Genomic DNA, 1360 nt, shown 5'->3' on the forward strand with positions numbered 1-1360 from the left:
GCCGCGTGAGGCTGTCCGGACGGCTTCAGGACGTAAAAAGGTGGTCGCCTGGCTGAAGAATATCGAAAACACCACAGCCCGCGCCCGGAAAAATGACGGTGCGGGTGTTGCCTACGATTTCGGGTGGATGTGGCACGAACTCGGAATCACCATGCTTCGGAAATAGTCCGCTTTCGCCCTCATGTTGGCCACTCAGCTGCGGAAAGGGCGATCTCAAAAGCTGCCATTCACCAAGGCAAATAGGCGGACATTTTGTGCCTATCAGGTTATTCCCGCCTCTAGGGGTACACCCAGCAGTAGAGTTGGGCGTTATGTTCTATACCAAGTCCAAATAAATATTCCTTGAGGAGAAGCTTGGCCTTGAGAATTCATACTACTTTGTTCATATCAATATTGTATCCGGCATTACGCAGTTCCTTTGCCACTGCTAATCTCCACGCACCAGCGGAGTCCATAGGGATATAAACGATCCCGCTGATGTCAGTTGGTATTTCCACGTCGTTCTTGACCAACGCACATACGTTCTGACGACCGAGTTTGGCTATCAAGTATCCGTGCTCAAATATAACATTTTGGCGTGCTCTGAATTTTTGTTCAGAAGAACCTACGATTCCACCAATATCGCACGCCGTATATATGACTAAAGCAAATCCACAGTTCGTATTTTCTTCAATCTTTTCGATTATTGTCTTTCCGCCATTTGCCTGTTCATGAAGAATTATTGCCGATAAATTCAATTTCTCTATGAAACGAGCGGCTTCCGTTTTCGCAAGATCATCTCTACCATGGACCACGAAGACCTTTGAAAAGTCGGGACTTTCTGGCTTAGCTGCCTTTTTCTGAGGAGTGATGGAGTTCGATATCGATGATTTTGCGCGGTCAAATACGGTATTCGTGATGTCTTTTGTGTATTTGTCGTAGCTCACTATGGCATGAGGGGACACGAACATAATCACGCCCCGAGGCATATGATCATTTTCATATTGCGATAGGTCTTTGGTAGTTCTTTCTGTCTCCTTAATCGTAATGCGCCGAATTTCACCATATTTTAAAAAATACCCGTCGAATTGAAAATCTTCGCGAGACAAATATGGCTTCACGATACGCTCTTCAATTTCCGACAAATCTGTTTTATCAAGCTCAAAATAGCGTTTATTGGTTCCCTGCTTTCCAATTTTCTCAGTTGTTTCTATTAATACCTGATAGAACATCTTAATCCGCCTCTTTATTCATTAAATTGTTTCAGATATGGCGAGTTGTCTAGGTTCTGTTGACAAAAGGTCTTTTCAGACTGGCTTGGACGTGATTCAACGTTGGTCTTTGCGGAGACCTGTGGATGCGTGGCGACCTGACGGACGAG

Annotated in this window: 1 protein-coding gene; it reads right to left on the reverse strand. The window is 45.0% G+C overall.

Annotated features, from left to right (window positions below; all coding sequences use genetic code 11):
* Window positions 1–368 precede the first annotated feature (368 nt).
* The gene (locus tag CFR79_RS15370) at window positions 369–1211 is read right to left on the reverse strand and encodes a TIR domain-containing protein (RefSeq protein ID WP_110548461.1); all 843 of its coding nucleotides are present in this window, start codon (window positions 1209–1211) and stop codon (window positions 369–371) included.
* Window positions 1212–1360: the final 149 nt, after the last annotated feature.

Source organism: Komagataeibacter saccharivorans (assembly GCF_003207825.1).
GTDB classification, from domain to species: domain Bacteria; phylum Pseudomonadota; class Alphaproteobacteria; order Acetobacterales; family Acetobacteraceae; genus Komagataeibacter; species Komagataeibacter saccharivorans.